The 16,997-nt window shown below is 70.1% G+C and carries 16 protein-coding genes; 8 read left to right on the forward strand and 8 right to left on the reverse strand.

Features of this window, described 5'->3' with window-relative positions; genetic code table 11:
- Positions 1-68: 68 nt before the first annotated feature.
- The 3 genes from IEY87_RS03895 to IEY87_RS03905 are packed head-to-tail and all read right to left on the reverse strand — an operon-like array spanning position 69 to position 3,658.
- Positions 69-1,091: an ABC transporter permease gene (locus IEY87_RS03895; protein ID WP_189137045.1), complete on the reverse strand. Its 1,023-nt coding sequence runs from the start codon at positions 1,089-1,091 to the stop codon at positions 69-71.
- On the reverse strand, positions 1,084-2,601 hold the full coding sequence (locus IEY87_RS03900) for a sugar ABC transporter ATP-binding protein (RefSeq protein WP_225276774.1): 1,518 nt from the start codon (positions 2,599-2,601) through the stop codon (positions 1,084-1,086). Before IEY87_RS03900 ends, IEY87_RS03895 begins: the two co-directional genes overlap by 8 nt.
- Positions 2,591-3,658, reverse strand: coding sequence for a sugar ABC transporter substrate-binding protein (locus IEY87_RS03905; RefSeq protein ID WP_189137046.1), 1,068 nt, complete (start codon positions 3,656-3,658; stop codon positions 2,591-2,593). Before IEY87_RS03905 ends, IEY87_RS03900 begins: the two co-directional genes overlap by 11 nt.
- Positions 3,659-4,005: 347 nt before the next feature.
- Between IEY87_RS03905 and IEY87_RS03910 the strand changes: the two genes are divergently transcribed.
- Positions 4,006-4,728, forward strand: a complete 723-nt coding sequence (locus IEY87_RS03910) for a FadR/GntR family transcriptional regulator (protein WP_189137047.1) — start codon at positions 4,006-4,008, stop codon at positions 4,726-4,728.
- Positions 4,725-4,967, forward strand: coding sequence for a lactate racemase domain-containing protein (locus IEY87_RS03915; protein WP_189137048.1), 243 nt, complete (start codon positions 4,725-4,727; stop codon positions 4,965-4,967). The genes IEY87_RS03910 and IEY87_RS03915 overlap by 4 nt, the downstream gene beginning before the upstream one ends.
- A 159-nt stretch (positions 4,968-5,126) precedes the next feature.
- Here IEY87_RS03915 and IEY87_RS03920 read toward each other — a convergent pair whose 3' ends face one another.
- The gene (locus IEY87_RS03920; protein ID WP_189137049.1) at positions 5,127-5,732 is read right to left on the reverse strand and encodes a TetR/AcrR family transcriptional regulator; all 606 of its coding nucleotides are present in this window, start codon (positions 5,730-5,732) and stop codon (positions 5,127-5,129) included.
- Between the two features lie 386 nt (positions 5,733-6,118).
- Here IEY87_RS03920 and IEY87_RS03925 point away from each other — a divergent pair, with 386 nt between their 5' ends.
- Both IEY87_RS03925 and IEY87_RS03930 read left to right on the forward strand, forming a co-directional pair.
- Positions 6,119-6,514, forward strand: a complete 396-nt coding sequence (locus IEY87_RS03925) for a hypothetical protein (RefSeq protein ID WP_189137050.1) — start codon at positions 6,119-6,121, stop codon at positions 6,512-6,514.
- A 35-nt stretch (positions 6,515-6,549) separates the two neighbouring features.
- A complete protein-coding gene (locus tag IEY87_RS03930) occupies positions 6,550-7,590 on the forward strand; it encodes a patatin-like phospholipase family protein (RefSeq protein ID WP_189137051.1) in 1,041 nt (346 codons plus the stop codon).
- Positions 7,591-7,710: 120 nt separating this feature from the next.
- Here the strand turns inward: IEY87_RS03930 and IEY87_RS03935 are convergent, their stop codons facing one another.
- From IEY87_RS03935 to IEY87_RS03945, 3 genes are read right to left on the reverse strand one after another with little or no spacing between them, the layout of a single operon-like run.
- Complete coding sequence (locus tag IEY87_RS03935; RefSeq protein WP_189137052.1) at positions 7,711-8,685, reverse strand: N-acetylglucosamine kinase; 975 nt, start codon at positions 8,683-8,685, stop codon at positions 7,711-7,713.
- Positions 8,682-9,581, reverse strand: coding sequence for an N-acetylmuramic acid 6-phosphate etherase (locus IEY87_RS03940; protein ID WP_189137053.1), 900 nt, complete (start codon positions 9,579-9,581; stop codon positions 8,682-8,684). Before IEY87_RS03940 ends, IEY87_RS03935 begins: the two co-directional genes overlap by 4 nt.
- Positions 9,578-11,689 (reverse strand): alpha-N-acetylglucosaminidase, encoded by a 2,112-nt coding sequence (locus tag IEY87_RS03945; RefSeq protein ID WP_189137054.1) that lies wholly within the window; start codon positions 11,687-11,689, stop codon positions 9,578-9,580. Before IEY87_RS03945 ends, IEY87_RS03940 begins: the two co-directional genes overlap by 4 nt.
- Before the next feature lie 91 nt (positions 11,690-11,780).
- On the opposite strand from IEY87_RS03945, the gene IEY87_RS03950 reads away from it, so the two are divergent.
- From IEY87_RS03950 to IEY87_RS03965, 4 genes are read left to right on the forward strand one after another with little or no spacing between them, the layout of a single operon-like run.
- Positions 11,781-13,019, forward strand: a complete 1,239-nt coding sequence (locus IEY87_RS03950) for an ROK family transcriptional regulator (RefSeq protein ID WP_189137055.1) — start codon at positions 11,781-11,783, stop codon at positions 13,017-13,019.
- A 54-nt stretch (positions 13,020-13,073) separates the two neighbouring features.
- Positions 13,074-14,393, forward strand: a complete 1,320-nt coding sequence (locus IEY87_RS03955) for an ABC transporter substrate-binding protein (RefSeq protein WP_225276773.1) — start codon at positions 13,074-13,076, stop codon at positions 14,391-14,393.
- A complete protein-coding gene (locus IEY87_RS03960; protein WP_189137056.1) occupies positions 14,383-15,324 on the forward strand; it encodes a carbohydrate ABC transporter permease in 942 nt (313 codons plus the stop codon). The genes IEY87_RS03955 and IEY87_RS03960 overlap by 11 nt, the downstream gene beginning before the upstream one ends.
- A 2-nt stretch (positions 15,325-15,326) precedes the next feature.
- Positions 15,327-16,142 carry a carbohydrate ABC transporter permease gene (locus IEY87_RS03965; protein WP_189137057.1) on the forward strand — a complete coding sequence of 272 codons (816 nt, stop codon included), beginning with the start codon at positions 15,327-15,329 and terminating at the stop codon, positions 16,140-16,142.
- Between the two features lie 162 nt (positions 16,143-16,304).
- Here the strand turns inward: IEY87_RS03965 and IEY87_RS03970 are convergent, their stop codons facing one another.
- On the reverse strand, positions 16,305-16,910 hold the full coding sequence (locus IEY87_RS03970) for a TetR/AcrR family transcriptional regulator (RefSeq protein WP_189137058.1): 606 nt from the start codon (positions 16,908-16,910) through the stop codon (positions 16,305-16,307).
- Positions 16,911-16,997: the final 87 nt, after the last annotated feature.

Genomic DNA, 16,997 nt, shown 5'->3' on the forward strand with positions numbered 1-16,997 from the left:
CATCAGCTGCCTTCGCGTCAGGTGGTTCTCGGACATGGCTGTTGCCATCGTGAGGGTGCGGGAACGGGCTATTCCTGGACCTTGCCGCCGGTGAGGCGGGACAGCATGAGGGCGACGATGATGATCCCGCCGTTGAGGGCCTGGATCCACTGGGCGGGCACGCCGGCCAGGGTGAGGACGTTCTGGATCATGTAGAGGAGGAGGATGCCGGTGAACGCCCCGAACATCGTGCCCTTGCCGCCGTTGAGGCCGACGCCGCCGATCACGGCAGCGGCGAACACGGTGAAGATCGCGCCGTCGCCCTGCGCGGCCGCCACGGAGGCCAGGTGCCCCGACATCAGCAGGCCACCGAGCGCGGCCAGCACGCTGGCGCCCACCAGGGCAGTCCACAACACTCGGTCGGTACGGATGCCGGCCGCCTTGGCCGCGTCCACGTTGCCGCCGATGGCGTACAGGGCGCGGCCGTACTTGGTGAAGCCCAGCAGCACGATGCCGGCGGCGAACAGCAGCAGGCAGAGCCAGATCGAGGCGGGCACGCCAAGCCACAGGGCCGAGCCGAGATAGAGCATCGACGCCGGCAGGTTGAAGAAGGTCTGGCCGCCGGAGATGCCGGTGAGCAGGCCGCGCAGCACGATCAGCATGCCGAGCGTGACGATGAAACCGTTGAGCCCGAACCGTACGATCAGCAGCGCGTTGACCACGCCGACGAGCGCGCCGGCAGCCAGGGTGATGGGGATCGACCAGGCGCCCGGCAGCAGGCCGAGCCCGGCGCCCGAACCGGCGGTCACGGTCAGCCAGGCCGCCACGCCCGGCGCGAGACCGAACGTCGACTCCAGTGACAGGTCCATCTTGCCGGCGACCAGCACGATGGTCTGGGCCAGGACCAGCAGCGAGATCTCCGACATGGTCTGCAGGATGTTGATCAGGTTGTCGCCCTGCAGGAAGATCGGGTTGACGATCTGGCCGACGACGGCGATGGCGATGATCGCGGGGATCAGCGCGAAGTCGCGCAGCCGGGCCAGCCGGATCCGTGGCCGTTCCCGCTCCGGGGCGGCGTTCTCGGTGGCGGGCGTGAGAGTTCTCTCAGGCATCGAGCCGGACTCCTTCCATGGCCGCCACCACGTCGTGGTCGTGCCATCCGGCGGCCATCTCGGCGACGACACGGCCCTGGAACATCACCAGCAGCCGGTCGCACAGACGCAGGTCGTCGAGTTCGTCGGAGGCGATCAGCACTCCGGTCCCCTTGGCGGCCGTCTCCTCGACCTTGCCGAGCAGGAACTCCTTGGACTTCACGTCCACCCCGGCGGTGGGGGTGATCAGCACGAGCAGCCGGGGGTCGGAGGCCAGCGCCCTGGCCATGACGACCTTCTGCTGGTTGCCGCCGGACAGGCCCATCACGGGGAGGCCGGGGCCGGGGGTCTTGATCGCCAGGTTGGCGATCAGATTTCGGGCCAGCCGGTCGCGCCGCCGGCCGCTGATCAGGCCGGCCTCGCCGAGTTGGTCGGGGACGGTCATGGTGGCGTTGTCGGCGATCGACATCATCGGGACGAACCCCTGGTGGTGGCGGTCGCGGGGGACGAAGCCGACACCTGCGGCGAGCGCGTCGGGCACGCTGCCGGGACGGGGAACGCGCCCGGCGACCTCGATCGTGCCCGCATCGGCCGCGCGCAACCCGGCGACGGTCTCGGCCAGCTCGGTCCTGCCGCTGCCGGCCGCGCCCGCCAGGCCGACGATCTCGCCGTCGCGGATCTGGAAGTCGATCTCCCGGTAGGCGTCGCCGTACGTCAGACCGCGCACGCCGAGCACCACGCCACCGCCGGAGGGCACGGCCGTCCGGGAGGAGGTCTCGGCCAGGCCGGCGGCCTCTCCTGCCATCGCCGCCACCAGCTCCGCGTGCGGCAGGTCGGCCACGGTGGTGGTCAGGATGTGCCGGGCGTCGCGGAAGACCGTGACCGTGTCGCAGATCTCGTAGGTCTCCTGCAGGTGGTGGCTGATGAACAGGAAGGTGACCCCCTGTTCCTGCAGGGTGCGGATCCGCGCGAACAGCCGGGCGATGGCGGCGGCGTCGAGCTGGGCGGTCGGCTCGTCGAGGATGATGAATCGGGCGCCGAAGGACAGCGCCCGGGCGATCTCCACGAACTGCCGCTGCTCGACGTCCAGTTCGCCGGCCGGCAGGCGCACGTCGACGTCCACCGACCAGGTGGCGAGCAACTCGGCCGCCTTGCGCCGCAGGAGACCCCAGCGGATCAGCCCGAACCGGTTCAGGTCGTGGCGGTGCAGGTAGAGGTTCTCCGCCACGGTCAGCTCGGGGATGATCGTGGACTTCTGGTAGACGCAGGCCACCCGCTGCCGCCAGGCGTTACGGTCGGCCAGGCGCGGGGCGGGCTCGCCGCCGAAGCGCACCTCGCCCTCGTCGGGAGCCTGGAGCCCGGTGAGGATCGAGACCAGGGTGGACTTCCCGGCTCCGTTGCGGCCGACCAGCGCGTGGGTCTGGCCGGTCATGACGCGGATCCCGGCACGGTCCAGCGCGACGGTCTCGCCGTATCTCTTGGTGACACCCACCGCCTCGACGAGGGGTGTCACCGCCTGGTCAGCCGCCAAGGTTGTTGCCCCACAGCGAGGAGTCGCCCGGCTTGACGCTCGCCACGCCCGCGTAGGTGGCGCCGTCGGCGGTGACCAGGGGCGCGGAAAGCTGGTCCTCCAGCAGGCCGGGGCGCACCTGGATGATGGTGCTGTCGTGGTCGGTCGGGCCCGGCTTGAACGTCTTGCCGTCGATGGCGGCCTTGGTGTAATGCAGCGCGTACTTGGCGTACTGGTCGGCCGGCTGGGAGACGGTGGCGTCGATGTTGCCGGCGGCGATCTCCTTCAGCTCTTGGGGGATGCCGTCGTTGGAGATGACGAAGACGTGCTTGGGATCGTCCGGCGGGACCAGGAGGCCGCGCTGCTGGAGCACCTGGAGGGTGCCCGACAGGGCGAAGCTCGACTGCATGTAGACGCCCTTGATGTCGGGATTGGCGGTGAGCTGGGTCTGGAACTTCTGCGAGGCGACCGCGCCGTCCCAGTTCGTGGCCTCGCCGAACACGGTGATGCCGGGGTAGCTCGCCTTCATGCAGGTGTTGAACGCCTCCGTGCGGTCGCGGCCGTTGATGGAGGCCAGGTCGCCCTGGAGCATCACGACCTTGCCCTTGCCGGACAGCTTCTCGCCGAGGAACTTGCACGCCTTCTCGCCGTAGGCCCGATTGTCGGCGCGTACCACCATGTAGGCGTCGCCCTGCTCGGGACGGGTGTCGACCATGACGACGGGGATCTTCTTGGTGTTGAGCTGCTGGAGGGTGGGTGCCACGGCGGCGGTGTCCTGCGGCGCCAGCACGACGCCCTTGACGCCTTGGCTGATGAGGCTCTGGACGTTGGCGGTGAGCTTGGAGATGTCGTTCTGGGAGTTGGAGGTCTTCAGCTCCAGGCCGTTCTCGGCGCCGAACTGGGGGACGTACTTGATGAAGGAGTTCCAGAAGTCGGTGTCCGAGCGGGGGTAGTCCACCCCGACGACCGGCTTGCCGCCTCCGGAGGCGGCCGTGCCGCCGCCTGCGCCGCTCCCGCAGGCGGTGGCCAGGCCGGCTGACAGGACGACGGCCGTCCCTAAGGCGAGTCCTCGTCTCATGACTGTTCCTTTGTCGTGGGCCTCGACGGCGGTGATCAGCTCGGCCACGATGGCCCGCCTCGGTGATGCCTGCGCACGAAGGGGTTCCTCCATGGGATGTTGCTGGGCGGTGAAGGAGTCTTCACCGCATTAACATGGGATGTCTTTGTAACCTGGCAGGGGTGGCGTGTCTAGACCTCCTGGGAAATTCCAGGAATATGGCGAAAAAGCCGCCTCATCTAACGACAGAGACAGCCCATGTCTGTGTCCCGCCTAGCCCACCCCTCCCTCAAACATAGGATGTCTGTTATGTTTCCCAGCGTGACGCGCGTCCCGATCGAGCGACCCCGCGCCCGGAGGTCGCCCGCATGTCCCTGACCGACGAGGCGATCTCCCGCATCCGCGCACTCATCCTGTCGGGGGAGCTGCCACCGGGAGCGCGGTTGCCACCGGAGCACCAGCTCGCCGCCCAGCTCGGCGTCTCCCGCAACCCGTTGCGCGAGGCGGTCAAGGCGCTGGTCGTGGCCCGGGTGCTCGACGTCCGGCGGGGTGACGGCACCTTCGTGACCAGCCTGGAGCCGCGGCTGCTGCTAGAAGGGCTGGGGCTGGCCGTCGAGTTGCTGCGCGACGACACCCTGCTGGAGATCGTCCAGGTACGGCGGATGCTGGAACCCGCGGCGACCGCCCTCGCCGCGTCCCGGATCTCCGCCGAGCAACTCGACGAGATCGGCGAGCACCTGAACGCGATGCGCGCCGCCTGTGACGACGTGGAGAAGCTGAACCACCATGACGCCGCCTTCCACCGCGCCGTCGTGAGAGCGGCCGGCAACGAAACGTTGTCCACCCTGCTCGACGGGATCTCCGGCCGCACGCTGCGCATGCGGGTGTGGCGCGGCACGGTGGAGGCCGGCAGCTCGCACAAGACCGTCTCCGAGCACGAGGCCATCTACAACGCCCTGGCCGCCGGCGACACGACGCTGGCCCAGGCCGCGGCGCTCATGCACATCGGCACGACCGAGACCTGGCTGCGCTCGGTACTGGGAGACGTCGAAGGCTCCCGCGACCAGCACGGGGAGGAGGAGACCCTATGAAGGTCCGCCTGGCGTACGGGGAGAGCGGCCTGACGGTCGAACTGCCCGATGAGGCCACCACGGTGGTGACCCCCGTCCACCACGCCGCCGCCCCCGACCAGGCGGGCGTGCTGCGGTCCGCCCTGCGAGAACCGGTGTGCGGTCCGCCGCTGCGTGAGAGGGTACGCCCCGGCCAGACCGTCGCCATCTCGGCCTGTGACGGCACCCGCCATCGCCGTCTCCAACGGCCAGACCTATGAGGCGGGCATCGACCGGATCGTCACCGTCGCCATCGTGCGAACCTGACCCGACTGCGCCTGCCGACATTACATCCGCCCAGGTCATGCCCCTGCTAGGGCTACGCGTAGCAGGCACGGGTTCCGGCCATCGGGAGAGGGAGGTGTAGGGCGGATGCGTCCTCAGGGGCTGATCACCGCGGTGTCGAGGTGTTTGCGGATGGCGGTTCTGGCCCGCTCGTAGGCGTTAGCGTCGTCGTGCAGCAGGGAGGTGACGTTGGCGGCCTCCAGGAAAGCGATCAGCTCGAAGGCGAGCTGATCGCCATCTGTGTCGTCGGCGAGCTCGCCGAGCTGGCGGGCGTCATCGATGGCGCGCGCCACGAAGGCGGCCCAGTCGAGGCCGGCCGCGGCGATGGCATCCCGCACGCGGCCCGGGCGGGCGTCGAACTCTGCGGTGACGGCGAAGAAGAAGCAGCCGCCCGGAAAGACCCGCCGCTGTGAGTAGCTCAACCAGTTCTCGCAGAGTCGGCGCACCCGCCCCAGGCCCGGCGGCACGGTCAATGCGGGCTGGACGACCTCGTTGACGTACACCCCCGTCGCGGTGCGGATCGTGGCGAGCTGAAGCTCTTCCTTGGATCCGAAGTAGCCGAACAGGCCGCTCTTGCTCATGCCGAGATCGGTGGCCAGCCGGCCGATCGACAGCCCTTCCAGCCCGTCCTGCGAGGCGATGTCCGCTGCCCGGCGCAGGATCGTGTCGCGTGCTCGCTCGTCCCGCGGTCTTCCCGGCATCTCTATCCTCTCTGCGTACGAACGTTCGGTTCAGGATAGCGGCTTGACCTCGTTCATAACGTGATTCTAATATCGGCACGAACGTTCGTATAAGGAGGAGTGGTGCCGATGACTACCATCCCGGCTGTCGATCTCCGGGTCTTGGACCGGCGGGCCTTGGACGTCACTGGAGAAGTGACCGCCCAAGTCACTGCAGCGGACCTCGATCGGCCAACACCGTGCGCGGCGTGGAACCTGGGCGACTCCGCGCTGGCGACAGCCTCCCGGTGGTCGGACACATCGAAGACCCGCGGTCCTGGCGCCGCGTTCGGCATTCGCGTTCCGGTGCCCGGCCACGCGCCGGACTTCGAGCGGTTGCTCGGCCGCTCCCCGTCATGGGAGGCGCCATGCTGAAAACACACTGGACTCCTGGACCGGCGGCCGGCGTCGCCGGCCCGGTGCTGGTCAGCGTCACAGACTTCCAGATCAGCCGGCTACACGACCTGCCCGGCGTCTACCATGCCGGGCTCAGCCTGCGCCGTGACTGGCCCCGTCTGCCCGGAGCGGTCGGCATGTGGTTGTGGACGGAGCCACTGCGGGGCAGGTGCGGCTCGGTGTCGATCTGGCAGGACGAACAAGCCCTGCGCGATTTCGTCGCCTGGCCGGACCACGTCACCATCATGCGGCGTTACCGAGGGCGGGGACGGCTCAGGTCCGTCACCTGGACAGCCGCCCAGTCCGACCGTGGCATCTGGGCGCAGGCCCGCTCCTACCTGTCCGGCGACGGAACTCGAACACCATGACCGGGCTCCGCGCCGCCACGAAACGAGAAGGTCACATGCAACGCGAACCGGTGATCGAGCCCGGCCGGCATGAGGTGCTGCGCGTCCTGGCCGACCGGGTCCACCGCGGCAGCCGCCCAGGTGAGCGCCGGGACGGCTACCGGGTGGCCCTGGCCATCGAAGGCGGCGGCATGCGCGGCACAATCTCCGCGGGCATGGCCCTCGCCCTGTACGAAAGCGGAGTGACGCACGCCTTCGACGCGGTCTATGGAGCGTCGGCAGGGGCCATCACAGCGGCCTGGCTGCTCAGCGGAACTCCCGAGCAGCTGACCGGCTGGGCCGAACCCATCTACGCGAAAGCGATGATCCGCCCGTCCAACCTGCTGCGCGGCCAACCGATGGTCGATGTGCGCAACCTCGTCGAGTACCTGTACCGCGAGGTGGCCCGGATGGACTTCGACGCCGTCCTGACCAACCCCGTCGAATATCACCCGCTCGCCACCGATGTCCGCACCGGGCGTTCCACCGATCTACGCCCGCATCTGACCGGTCCCGCCGAACTGCGGTTGGCCCTGCGGGCCAGTGCCGCACTGCCGTTCCTCGCCGGTCCGCCCATCGAACTGGCAGGGCGGCTCTACTACGACGCGGGACTCGCCGAGTCCATCCCCTACCGCACCGCCCTGGCACAGGGCGCCAGCCATGTCCTTGTCCTGCGGTCCCGTCCCGCGCCTCCGACCGGGATCGGAACACCGGCCGCCGGACCCGACGCTCGACCGTCCTACGGAGCACGCTTGATCGCCGCGACCGTTCTACGGCACCATCCGGAGGCACTGCACCGAAGCTTCTTCACCCGCGGCCACCGCTTGCTGCACGACGACGCGCTGCTCGCGCAGTATGACCGAGCCGTGCCGCCGACGCTCCGCCCGCCCGCCGACGGCCAGGCCCCAGCGGTATTGTCCGTACGTCCCGGGCCTGATACCCCGCGCATCGGTCGCCTCACCCGCAACGGCAAACCCCTCAAGGCCGCGCTCGAAGCCGGTCACGCGGCTGTCAACCGTCTGCTGCAGCCGCTCGGCCGGCTCACCGCTATACCGTAGGCGCGACCGGCGCCGCCAGGGGCCCCAGGAGCGATGGAGCAGAATCCAACGAACTGCTGAAGCGCGATGGGGGACTCGGCGGCTTTGGGAGATTGGGGCCGTACGTCGTCTACGACCTGATCAGAGAGTTCGGCGAAGCGGTTGCGCTCTTGGCGCGTCTGTCCGGGTGAAGACGTACAGGTAGGGGTTGCGGGGCCGGACGTCCGCCGCGGCCTTGGCCAGGGCGAGCGCGCCGTCGGCCGAGGTGCCCAGCGGCGGGATGAAGCAGGCGTTCGGCAGCAGGTCCCGCACGGTGCTCTGGAACGGGTCCATGATCAGGTCCGCAGCGTCGAACAGGCGCCCACCCCAGGAGAACACCGGCTCGAGCCCGGTGGCGGCGGCCACGGCGGTCTGGGCGAGCTGCCGCCCGGCCTCGGCCCAGATCCCGCCGGCCACCCGGTCCCGCGAGCGGGCCGCCTCGGCGACGGACGGCGCGAACGACGCCAGGTGGTGGGCCGGCGAGCTCGACTGGTAGACGAGCCCCACCAGGTCCAGGGGGTGGCCGAAGCGGGCGGTCATGCGTTCGAGCAGGGCGGGCGAGCCGCCCATGCGGCCGTCGTGTGCCCGCAGGGCGGCCTGCAGGCCCTGCGCGCCGATCCACGCGCCGCCGCCGTGGTCGCCGAGCAGGTGCCCCCACCCGTCGGCCTGGTTCCACACGCCGTCGAGGTCGGTGCCGAGCGTGATGACGCCCGTGCCCGCCGCCACGACGACTCCGGGCCGGAACCCGAGCGCGCCGACGTGCGTGGTCACCATGTCGCCCGCGACGACGAGCGCGCCCAGGCCGAACCGGTCGCCCAGCGTCTGCCACAGCGTGCCCGGCTCGCTGACCAGGCCGGGCAGCCCGGTCACGCCGATCGCCATCCCGGCCAGCCGCTCCACGCCCGCGCCCTCGATAGTGGTGGCGATGCGGGCGGCGAGCCGGTGCAGGTCCACCCGGCCCCGGTCGCGGGGCACGGGGGCGGTGTCCTCCGCGTACGCGCTGACCTGGTCGCCCTCGATCTTGACCCTGATCCCGCCGCCGCCGACGTCCACCCCCGCATGGGCGGGCAGGCTCATCGGGCCTGCCCGCCGAGCGCGGCCACCGCGGCCCGCACTCCCGAGTACTCCCTCAGCGCCGTCCGCGCCCGCTCCGCCGGGCAGCCGGTGAGCAGCCGCACCAGTGCCTCGGGAATGCGCCCCGACGCGTCGGCCAGCGCGGCGCGGCAGGTCGCCTCGTCCGTCCCCGAGGCCTCCATGAGTAGGCTCACCGCCCGCTCGGCCAGCTTGGCGTTGGTGGCCACCAGCCCGACCATGAGGTTCCCGTACGTCCGCCCCGCCTTGATCATGAGCGCCGTCGAGAATGCGTTCAGGATGACTTTGGTCGCCGTCCCCGCCTTGAGCCGGGTGGAGCCGGTCAGCGCCTCGGGGCCGGTGTCGGCCGCGACGACGATGTCGGCCAGGTCGCGCGCGGCGGCGTCCGGGTTGCAGGTGACAAGCACCGTCAGCGCGCCCGCGGCCCGCGCCCCGCGCAGCGCCCCGATCACGTACGCGGTCGAGCCGGACGCGGTGACGCCGACCGCCACGTCGGCCGCACCGACCCCGCCGGCGTCGGCGGTGCCGAGCGCGCCGGCATCCTCGCGGTCGATGGAGGAGTCGGTGAGCGCCTGCGGGCCGCCCGCGAAGTGCGCGGTGAACAGCTCCGGCGGCGCGCCGAACGTCGGCGTGATCTCGGTGGCGTCCAGCACGGCGAGGCGCCCCGAGGCGCCCGCGCCGAAGTAGTGCACCCGCCCGCCGCGTGCCAGCCGCGCGTGCGTCTCGTCCACCGCCTCGGCCAGCCGGCCGGTCGCCGCACGCGCCGCCTCGACGGCCCGGGCGTCCTCGTCCAGCAGCAGCGCCAGGACGCCGGTGGAGTCCTGGGCGTCGATGTCGCCGGTGCGGGGGTTGCGGCGCTCGGTCGGTGGTACCTGGGTCATCGTGCTCCTTGTCCGGGTTCGAATGCGTCCGCGTACGCGGTGTGCAGGCGGCGCGACTCCACGGCCAGATCACCGGGAACGGCCCCGGGATCGACGGGGGCCACGCCCTCCCGCAGGAACAGCTCGGCGCGCTCACGCAGCCGTTCGCGCAGCTCGGGCTCGCCTTCTGGGCCGTTCAGCCCTTCCGCCCACAACGTCCAGCGGTCACGGTAGTAGCCGCCGAGGAGCCCCGCCCAGTGCCGTCCCGCGTAGTCGTCGAGCAGCGGGCTGTCGGAGGTGCCCCACACGGTGATGATGCGGCGGGCGTTGTCGCGCAGGATCTCGGCGTCCGCGGGCCCGCCGGCCCACGACACGGCCCTGGCCTCCCAGGCGTGGAAGGTGTACTCGGGGCGGCAGGCCAGTGTCCGGTCCAGGTCCTCGAAGAGGCGCAGGAACCGGGCGACGCTCGCCGGGTCGCCGGCCGACTCCACGACGTCGAGGTAGTGGTGGTCGGCGACCCTGGCCATGTACGCGATGGCGGTCTCGGCGAGGTCGTGCCCGAGCGGACCGGCCACCAGCCCGGGGTCCCGCTCGGCCACCTCGATCATCCGTTCCCAGGCCCGCGCCAGCTCGGCCGGGTCGTACCAGAGGGGACCGGTCGGCGTGCGCGTGTAGGAGGGCTCCGCGGTCAGGACGCCCTTGAACTGGTCGGGGGCGATCCGCAGGCCGTCGGCGGTGTAGACGGTGGCCAGCAGCCCGTGCCAGGCGGCCCGCAGCTCTTCGGTGAACCGGCCGCCGTAGCGCTGGGTCACGAATGCGTCGAGCCAGGCACCGAGGTCGGGCACCGCGTTCCAGATCTGGTCGGTCACCAGCTCGAAGAAGACGGGGTTGTTGCGGGTGGCCTCCATGGACAGGCCGATCCCGGTGGGCGGGCTCTGCGCGGTCAGGGCCGCGTCGATGCGGGCCGGCACGCCGGGCAGGTGGGCGACCGGGTCGGTGCGGCCGCCGAAGTTGAGCAGCGAGCACCAGAGCCACGGCTTGCCGGAGAACGCGTCGAACCGCTCCCACAGCGGGTCGTGCTCCGCCCACAGATCGGCCACGATCATCTGGTCGTTCGGGATCGCGTCGAGGAAGGCGTTGACGCGGTCCTCGGTCCAGAAGTCGCGCTGATAGGAGAACGGCCAGGCCTGCATGAGCCAGACCGCCTCCGGGTCGGCGGCCCGCAGACCGGCCAGTGTCGCCGCCGCCACCGCTCCGGGGAAGGCCGGGTCGGCGTCGATGGGGATCATCTCGATGAACGGGTCGGCGGCGTAGCGGTGGTCGGTGCCGAACAGCTTGATCTGGGCGCGGGTGATCTCGGCGCCGATGCGCTCGTACAACGGGTCGGACGGGTCCAGCGACCAGGTTTCGAAGCCCTGCCAGGTGCGGCGGCCCGCGCGGGCCGCCGCGGCGATCTCACGCGGGACGTGCCCGGTGAAGGCCGGCAGCACGGGCGTCATGCCGAAGGCACGCTCGCGGTCGAGGATGCGCGCGCCGAGCTCACGGTGGCCCTCGATCCAGGACGTGGGGAGCGGGCCCGCGAAGTCGTCCATGCAGCCCATGAACTGGAACGGCAGATAGCCGGGCCCGCCCAGGAAGCTCCGGATCTGGTCGTCGTCGAGGCCGAGCACGGAGTAGGCGGCGTGCAGCGCGGCCTCGTGACCGGTGACGGCCAGCGGCATGGTGATGCCATGCAGGGCCATCCAGTCGATCTCGCGTTCCCATTCGGTCCAGTCCCAGTAGGGCGTGGTGTAGCTGAAGGTGCAGAAGTTGAAGTAGTAGCCCTCACGCACCCGCGGCGTGCCCTCGCGGAGCGGGGCGTCCGGGAGCGACGTCAGCGGCAGGGGCAGTACTGTGTCCCAGCCCACGGACAGGCCGCAGCGCTCGCGCAGGTAGTGGTGCAGTGCGACGGAGGCGCTGACCCCGTCCGTCGCGCTCACGGTGAGCACGCCACCCTTCGCCTCGTACGCGTAGCCGCGTCCCGCGCTCTCGCGCGCGGCGAACCGGACCGGCTCCGCCAGGGGTCCGAGAACGCGGCGGGCCAGTCCGCGTACGACGTCCGCCCATGCCGTCTCTTCGCCGGACAACATCGCAGTTCACGCCTCTCGACAGATTAGTTCCGTACCATACATAATTATTATGCTAGCGTGCGCCGCACCACAAAAGGTGAGGAGACAGTCCATGGAACCGCTGGTCGCCGCGGGCACCCAGTTCATGCGGGAGGTCAACGCGGCCGCGGTCCTGACCCGGCTGCGGGCCGAACCCAGCATGAGCGTGTCGGCGCTGGCCAAGGCGGTCGGGCTGTCGCGGCAGGCCGTCACCCGCGCGCTGAACGCACTGGCCGAAGAGGGCCTGATCGAGTTCGGCTCCCTGGATCGTGACTCGACCCGGGCAGGCCGGCCGGCGCAGCTCGTCAGATTCCGCGCGGAGGCCGGCCACGTGCTGGGCGTCTCGATCAGCCCGCAGGACCTGCGGGTGGCGGTGGCCGATCTGTGCGGCACGGTCGTCGCGTCCGAAGCGGTGCAGTTCGGCGCCCACCCGAGCGCCGACGAGGTGGTGCGGACCCTCCTGTCCACGATCGAGCGCACGCTCGCGGCGGCCGGCCGCACGAGCCTGTGGTTCGCCTCCATCGGTACCCCCGGCATAGTCGACCCGGCCTGTGGCGTCATCAAGCTCATCCCGAGCATGCCGGGCTTGACCGGCGACGTCCTGCTCAACCGGCTCAAGGAACCGCTCGGCTGCCCGATCTACCTGGACAACGACGTCAAGCTGGCCACGCAGGGCGAACGCAGGCCCGACGCGGAACGGCGCGAGGACTCCCTGGTCATGCTGCACTGGGGCGAGCGCGTCGGCGCCGGGATCGTGCTCAACGGCGAGCTCTACCGCGGCGCCTCCAACGACGCGGGCGACATCGGCTTCCTCGACCTGTTCGAGGACGGCGGGTCGCCGAGGTCCCGGCACCCGCACGGCCTCGGCCCCTTCGAGGACCGGGTAGGCGGCGAGGAGATCGTTCGCCAGGCCACGGCTGCGGCCGGGCGAGCCGGTGACGGCGAGTTCCTGTCCCGGGTCGAGGCGGCGGGCGAGCGCGCGTTCGAGGCGGTGCTGGCCGCGTTCGCCGACGGCACGCCGGCCGCCGTCGAGGCGATCGACGTGGTCGCCCGCCGCTTCGCCAAGGGCATCTCGGTGATCAGAGCGATCCTCAATCCCCGGCTCGTCGTCATCGGCGGGCCGATGGCCCGATGCGGTGAGCCGCTGCTCGCGGCGCTGCGGCGGCATCTGGCCGGCGAACCTCTGGATCAGCCGGTTCTGGAGGTCTCGGCGCTCCAGCAGGACGCCGTCGTCCACGGAGCGCTGCTCCACTCGCTGGATGAGATCGAGCGCACCAGGTTCGGCCTGGTGAGAACCCCCTTGTCGTCATGAAGGCCGCCGAGGTTGCCGCAGCATGACGTCACCACCAGATACAGGAGAAATGTCATGCATATGACGACACCGCCCCGGCGGCACGCCCTCGTGGCGCTCGGCGTCACGGCGGCACTCGCGCTGACGGCCTGTGCCGGCACCGGCGGCACGAGCGCCCCGGCGCCGGTCAAGCAGGCCGACGTGTCGACGACCATCCCCAGCGACCCGGTGACGCTCACCCTGGCCTACAGCAACGATCCGCCCACCCAGCTGCTCATCGACGGCTTCAAGAAGAAGCACCCGAACGTCACCGTCAAGCCCCAGATGACGCCGTTCAACGACTACATCAAGTCCATCAAACTGGCGATGTCAGGCGATGCGGCGCCGGACATCGCGCAGTACAACCCGGGCGCGATGAACACGCTGGTCCCTGCGGGCCTGATCCTCGACCTGAACCCGTGGGCCAAGGCGTACGGCTGGACGGGCAAGTTCCCGCCGTCCACCCTGGAGATCCTCAGCTCCGACAAGACGGCCAAGCAGTTCGGGACCGGCGGCCTGTACGCCGTGCCCGGCGGCCTGTCCGTGGTCGGCGTCTACTACAACAAGACGATGGTCAAGGAGGCGCCGAAGTCACTGCCCGAGTTCGAGGCCGCGCTGCAGAAGGTCAAGGACTCCGGCGGCAACCCGCTGAGCCTGGGCGCGCTCCAGGTCGGCGGCTTCCACCTGTGGAACGCACTGCTGAACGTCACCGGTGACGTGGCCGACTACCGCGGCTGGGTGTACGGCAAGCCGGGCTCCACCATCGAGACCGACGCCGCGCGCAAGGCCACCGAGACGCTGACGAACTGGGCGAAGAAGGGCTACTTCCCCGAGGGCGCGAGCGCCACCGCCGACCCCGACGCGCTGGCGAACTTCGCCAAGGGCCGGAGCGCCTTCCTGGTGACCGGCAACTGGGGCGCCACCGCCCTGGAGAAGGACCTGGGCAAGGACGTCGGCTTCTTCCTGATGCCCACCCCGTCAGGTGAGCCCGCGAAGGTGGCCTCGGGCGCGAGCGTCGCGTACGCCATCTCGGCCAAGTCGAAGCACCCGAACGTCGCCGCGGCGTTCCTCGACTACCTGAGCTCGCCGGAGGCGGCGAAGATCGAGTTCGACGGAGGGTTCATGCCCGTCGACACCAAGGCCGAGGTCGGCGGCGAGGGCCTGCGCGGCGAGATCGCGACCGTCTTCGGCCCGGTGGCGCAGGCGAATGGGATCGTCCCCTTCCCCGACTACGCCTCCCCCGGCATGATCGACAAGCTGACCCCGGGCATCCAGGCCCTGATCGGCGGCAAGATGACGACCGACGCCTTCCTGAAGTCCCTTCAGGAGTCGTGGGACGGACACCATGGCAAGTGAGCTGAGCTCACCCGCCGCCCCGCCGCGCGCCACCCCGGTGCGCGGCGGGGAACCGCAGGTCATCCACCCCCCGAAGCGACGACTGCGCGGCTGGCTCTACGTGCTGCCCGCACTCGCCGTCTACCTGGGCTTCGCCATCTGGCCGGCGATCAACACGGTGCGTCTGTCCCTGCTGTCCTGGGACGGCATCCTGCCCGCCACCTTCGTGGGCATCGAGAACTACATCAAGATCTTCCGGGACTCGGCGCTGTTCGAGGCGATCCTGCACAGCCTCGTCCTGATCGTCTTCTTCTCGTTCATCCCCATCGCCGCCGGCCTGCTCATGACGGCCCTGCTGATGGGCAAGGTGCGCAAGGGGATGACGTTCTTCCGCGTCGTCTTCTTCCTGCCGCAGGTGCTGCCGCTGGTCGCCGTCGGCATCACCTGGCGCTGGCTCTACAGCGACACCGGTGTCATCAACCAGATCCTCGACGTGGTGGGGCTGGGGTCCTTCGGCCGGGCCTGGCTGGGCGACTACCAGCTCGCACTCACCGCGCTCGGCCTCATCGGCACCTGGTCGATGAGCGGCCTGTGCATGATGCTCTTCCTGACCGGCGCGCAGAAGATCGACCCGTCCCTGTACGAGGCGGCCAAGCTCGACGGCGCGAACACCTTCCGGCAGTTCCTGCACGTCACGTTGCCCGGGGTGCGCAAGGAGATCACGGTCGCCGGCGTCATCACCACGATCGCCGCGCTGGCCAGCTTCGACCTCGTCTTCGTCACGACCAACGGCGGCCCCGCCGGGCAGACCAACGTGCCAGGGCTGCTGGTTTACCGACTGGCCTTCAACGAGGGCGACATCGGCGGCGCCAGCGCGCTCGCCGTCGTCCTGACCGTCATCGTGATGACCGTGGTCGGCGGCATCCGATACTTCACCAGGGACAGGGATTGAGCATGCGTGGCGGAGTCGGTCTCAGGTACGGAGTGCTCGTCCTGCTGACGGTCATGATCTTGGTGCCGTTCGTCGGCATCATCCTGGCAGCCCTGCACCCGCCGGGCGCGCAGCTCGACGGGCTGAGCATTCCGGACCGATGGTCGTGGGAGAGCTTCGCGCTGGCCTGGCAGCAGGGCAACTTCACCGCGCTGATGCGCTCCAGCGTGCTGATCGCGGTCTTCGTGGTGCCACTGTCGGTGGTGCTGGCCACGCTGGCCGGGTTCGGGCTGCAGATCCTCAAGGTGTGGGGCAACAAGACGCTGTCGTTCGCGTTCGTGATGGGTCTCACGCTGCCGATCGAGGTCATCGTGGTGGCGCTGTACTTCAACCTGCGCGAGGTCGGTCTCACCAACTCCTACACCGGCATCATCCTGGCCGAGGCGGCGCTGTTCATGCCGTTCGGCGTCTACTGGATGCAGACGCACTTCTCGAACATCCCCGGCGAGCTCGTCGAGGCCGCGCGCATCGACGGCGCCAGGGACATGGTGGTGCTGCTGCGGGTGCTGCTGCCGATCTCGTGGCCGGCCCTCACCACGCTGTCGGTCCTGTACTTCATGTGGTCGTGGAACCAGTTCATGCTGGTGCTGGTCATGATGCAGGATCCGGAACGGCGTACGGCACCGGGCGGCCTAGGGCTCTTCGTCGGCCAATACACGACGGACATCCCCCTGCTGGCGGCGGCCTGCCTGATCGTCGTCGCACCGATCGTCGTGGTGTACCTCATCTTCCAGCGCAGCTTCGTCAGCGGCATCACCCAGGGCGCCATCAAGGGCTGACCTCTCCCGGCGGACTGGGGGCTCGAACGCTCGATTCACGTGCTGACCTGCGACTCTTGGCGGTCGCATAGGGCGGCCGAGTTCTTGGCACCCACAGGGACCAAGTCTCCTCGTCGGCTCTGAGTCACTCTCCACGCGCGCCCGTGCCGAAGGCCGTTCGGGTCACGGTCTGAGCGCACGCCGGGTGGACCGCTCGGCTTCGTCGATGATCGCATTGACCCGCGCCGGGGGTGGGGTCGATATCAGCTGCAGTGCGATTCCGCGGAGGAGGCCGACGAGGGACACGGCCATCGCCTCGGGGTCGGCATCTGCTCGCACCGAGCCGTCGCGGATCCCTTCGCGGACCTTGTCGGCGAGGAGGCGCCGGAAGCCGGCGTCGTGTTCCGCGTAGAGCGGCATCAGGACGGGATCGGCGGCAATCGCCTCGCCCCACATCTGCAGGAACGCGCCGGCAGCCGGACGTCGGCTGGTGACGTTCTTGAGGTAGGCGCGAACCGTCTCCACCAGCCAGTCAGCGGCGCTGTCCCCAAACTCCGGGAGGGTGAAGGTCTGAGCATCGCGCATCACCGCGCGGAGCAGATTCTCGCGGCTGCCGAAGTGATGAGAGACGATCCCCCGGCTGTAGCCGGCGGCCTCGCCGACCGCCGCCAGGGTGAGCGCGCGCGACCCGTGCTGGGCGATCAGCGCCGTCGCGGCACCTAGCACCTTGCGTTCGGTCTCTTCGCGTCGCTCTCGCTGCGTGCGGCGAGCGGGAGGCTGATCGGGCATCAGGACAGGACTCCTCAGACATCGGGTCGACCAAGCATATGGTCCGCCGGTTCTGCCGTTGGTCCCGTTGACGGCACGCGGGAGGAG

This window comes from Nonomuraea glycinis, assembly GCF_014646515.1.
Taxonomy (GTDB): Bacteria; Actinomycetota; Actinomycetes; order Streptosporangiales; family Streptosporangiaceae; genus Nonomuraea; species Nonomuraea glycinis.

Coding starts and splice junctions, on each gene's coding strand:
- IEY87_RS03930 (WP_189137051.1), top strand. CDS start 6,550: ATGCAACGCGAACCGGTGATCGAGCCCGGCCGGCATGAGGTGCTGCGC.
- IEY87_RS03955 (WP_225276773.1), top strand. CDS start 13,074: ATGCATATGACGACACCGCCCCGGCGGCACGCCCTCGTGGCGCTCGGC.
- IEY87_RS03895 (WP_189137045.1), bottom strand. CDS start 1,091: ATGCCTGAGAGAACTCTCACGCCCGCCACCGAGAACGCCGCCCCGGAG.
- IEY87_RS03935 (WP_189137052.1), bottom strand. CDS start 8,685: ATGAGCCTGCCCGCCCATGCGGGGGTGGACGTCGGCGGCGGCGGGATC.
- IEY87_RS03965 (WP_189137057.1), top strand. CDS start 15,327: ATGCGTGGCGGAGTCGGTCTCAGGTACGGAGTGCTCGTCCTGCTGACG.
- IEY87_RS03970 (WP_189137058.1), bottom strand. CDS start 16,910: ATGCCCGATCAGCCTCCCGCTCGCCGCACGCAGCGAGAGCGACGCGAA.
- IEY87_RS03905 (WP_189137046.1), bottom strand. CDS start 3,658: ATGAGACGAGGACTCGCCTTAGGGACGGCCGTCGTCCTGTCAGCCGGC.
- IEY87_RS03945 (WP_189137054.1), bottom strand. CDS start 11,689: ATGTTGTCCGGCGAAGAGACGGCATGGGCGGACGTCGTACGCGGACTG.
- IEY87_RS03950 (WP_189137055.1), top strand. CDS start 11,781: ATGGAACCGCTGGTCGCCGCGGGCACCCAGTTCATGCGGGAGGTCAAC.
- IEY87_RS03960 (WP_189137056.1), top strand. CDS start 14,383: ATGGCAAGTGAGCTGAGCTCACCCGCCGCCCCGCCGCGCGCCACCCCG.
- IEY87_RS03910 (WP_189137047.1), top strand. CDS start 4,006: ATGTCCCTGACCGACGAGGCGATCTCCCGCATCCGCGCACTCATCCTG.
- IEY87_RS03920 (WP_189137049.1), bottom strand. CDS start 5,732: ATGCCGGGAAGACCGCGGGACGAGCGAGCACGCGACACGATCCTGCGC.
- IEY87_RS03925 (WP_189137050.1), top strand. CDS start 6,119: ATGCTGAAAACACACTGGACTCCTGGACCGGCGGCCGGCGTCGCCGGC.
- IEY87_RS03940 (WP_189137053.1), bottom strand. CDS start 9,581: ATGACCCAGGTACCACCGACCGAGCGCCGCAACCCCCGCACCGGCGAC.
- IEY87_RS03915 (WP_189137048.1), top strand. CDS start 4,725: ATGAAGGTCCGCCTGGCGTACGGGGAGAGCGGCCTGACGGTCGAACTG.